At 51.6% G+C, this 2,977-nt stretch carries 1 rRNA gene; it reads right to left on the bottom strand.

Going from position 1 to position 2,977, the window contains the following annotated elements:
* Positions 1-20 precede the first annotated feature (20 nt).
* Positions 21-2,912 (bottom strand): 23S ribosomal RNA (locus tag HX790_RS29175).
* Between the last annotated feature and the right edge of the window lie 65 nt (positions 2,913-2,977).

Genomic DNA, 2,977 nt, shown 5'->3' with positions numbered 1-2,977 from the left:
TCAAATTGCTTGGGTGTTATATGGTCAAGCCTCACGGGCAATTAGTATTGGTTAGCTCAACGCCTCACAGCGCTTACACACCCAACCTATCAACGTCGTAGTCTTCGACGGCCCTTCAGGGGACTCAAGGTCCCAGTGAGATCTCATCTTGAGGCTAGTTTCCCGCTTAGATGCTTTCAGCGGTTATCTATTCCGAACATAGCTACCCGGCAATGCCACTGGCGTGACAACCGGAACACCAGAGGTTCGTCCACTCCGGTCCTCTCGTACTAGGAGCAGCCCCTCTCAAATCTCAAACGTCCACGGCAGATAGGGACCGAACTGTCTCACGACGTTCTAAACCCAGCTCGCGTACCACTTTAAATGGCGAACAGCCATACCCTTGGGACCGGCTTCAGCCCCAGGATGTGATGAGCCGACATCGAGGTGCCAAACACCGCCGTCGATATGAACTCTTGGGCGGTATCAGCCTGTTATCCCCGGAGTACCTTTTATCCGTTGAGCGATGGCCCTTCCATACAGAACCACCGGATCACTAAGACCTACTTTCGTACCTGCTCGACGTGTCTGTCTCGCAGTCAAGCGCGCTTTTGCCTTTATACTCTACGACCGATTTCCGACCGGTCTGAGCGCACCTTCGTACTCCTCCGTTACTCTTTAGGAGGAGACCGCCCCAGTCAAACTACCCACCATACACTGTCCTCGATCCGGATAACGGACCTGAGTTAGAACCTCAAAGTTGCCAGGGTGGTATTTCAAGGTTGGCTCCACGCAGACTGGCGTCCACGCTTCAAAGCCTCCCACCTATCCTACACAAGCAAATTCAAAGTCCAGTGCAAAGCTATAGTAAAGGTTCACGGGGTCTTTCCGTCTAGCCGCGGATACACTGCATCTTCACAGCGATTTCAATTTCACTGAGTCTCGGGTGGAGACAGCGCCGCCATCGTTACGCCATTCGTGCAGGTCGGAACTTACCCGACAAGGAATTTCGCTACCTTAGGACCGTTATAGTTACGGCCGCCGTTTACCGGGGCTTCGATCAAGAGCTTCGCGTTAGCTAACCCCATCAATTAACCTTCCGGCACCGGGCAGGCGTCACACCCTATACGTCCACTTTCGTGTTTGCAGAGTGCTGTGTTTTTAATAAACAGTCGCAGCGGCCTGGTATCTTCGACCGGCATGAGCTTACGGAGCAAGTCCTTCACCCTCACCGGCGCACCTTCTCCCGAAGTTACGGTGCCATTTTGCCTAGTTCCTTCACCCGAGTTCTCTCAAGCGCCTTGGTATTCTCTACCCAACCACCTGTGTCGGTTTGGGGTACGGTTCCTGGTTACCTGAAGCTTAGAAGCTTTTCTTGGAAGCATGGCATCAACCACTTCGCTAACTAAAAGTTAGCTCGTCATCAGCTCTCGGCCTTAAGATCCCGGATTTACCTAAGATCTCAGCCTACCACCTTAAACTTGGACAACCAACGCCAAGCTGGCCTAGCCTTCTCCGTCCCTCCATCGCAATAACCAGAAGTACAGGAATATTAACCTGTTTTCCATCGACTACGCTTTTCAGCCTCGCCTTAGGGACCGACTAACCCTGCGTCGATTAACGTTGCGCAGGAAACCTTGGTCTTTCGGCGTGGGTGTTTTTCACACCCATTGTCGTTACTCATGTCAGCATTCGCACTTCTGATACCTCCAGCAAGCTTCTCAACTCACCTTCACAGGCTTACAGAACGCTCCTCTACCGCATCACTTACGTGATACCCGTAGCTTCGGTGTATGGTTTGAGCCCCGTTACATCTTCCGCGCAGGCCGACTCGACTAGTGAGCTATTACGCTTTCTTTAAAGGGTGGCTGCTTCTAAGCCAACCTCCTAGCTGTCTAAGCCTTCCCACATCGTTTCCCACTTAACCATAACTTTGGGACCTTAGCTGACGGTCTGGGTTGTTTCCCTTTTCACGACGGACGTTAGCACCCGCCGTGTGTCTCCCATGCTCGGCACTTGTAGGTATTCGGAGTTTGCATCGGTTTGGTAAGTCGGGATGACCCCCTAGCCGAAACAGTGCTCTACCCCCTACAGTGATACATGAGGCGCTACCTAAATAGCTTTCGAGGAGAACCAGCTATCTCCGAGCTTGATTAGCCTTTCACTCCGATCCACAGGTCATCCGCTAACTTTTCAACGGTAGTCGGTTCGGTCCTCCAGTTAGTGTTACCCAACCTTCAACCTGCCCATGGATAGATCGCCCGGTTTCGGGTCTATTCCCAGCGACTAGACGCCCTATTAAGACTCGCTTTCGCTACGCCTCCCCTATTCGGTTAAGCTCGCCACTGAAAATAAGTCGCTGACCCATTATACAAAAGGTACGCAGTCACAGAACAAAGTCTGCTCCCACTGCTTGTACGCATACGGTTTCAGGATCTATTTCACTCCCCTCTCCGGGGTTCTTTTCGCCTTTCCCTCACGGTACTAGTTCACTATCGGTCAGTCAGTAGTATTTAGCCTTGGAGGATGGTCCCCCCATATTCAGACAAAGTTTCTCGTGCTCCGTCCTACTCGATTTCATGACTAAGAGATTTTCGCGTACAGGGCTATCACCCACTATGGCCGCACTTTCCAGAGCGTTCCGCTAATCTCAAAGCCACTTAAGGGCTAGTCCCCGTTCGCTCGCCACTACTAAGGGAATCTCGGTTGATTTCTTTTCCTCAGGGTACTTAGATGTTTCAGTTCCCCTGGTTCGCCTCTTACGCCTATGTATTCAGCGTAAGATAACCATCTTATGATGGCTGGGTTCCCCCATTCAGACATCTCCGGATCAAAGTCTGTTTGCCGACTCCCCGAAGCTTTTCGCAGGCTACCACGTCTTTCATCGCCTCTGACTGCCAAGGCATCCACCGTATGCGCTTCTTCACTTGACCATATAACCCCAAGCAATCTGGTTATACTGTGAAGACAACATTCGCCGAAAATTCGAATTTCTCAA

Origin of the sequence: Pseudomonas sp. IPO3747, assembly GCF_013385245.1 — a bacterium.
Classification (GTDB): Bacteria; Pseudomonadota; Gammaproteobacteria; order Pseudomonadales; family Pseudomonadaceae; genus Aquipseudomonas; species Aquipseudomonas edaphica.
This window is presented reverse-complemented; position numbering and strand designations above follow the sequence as displayed.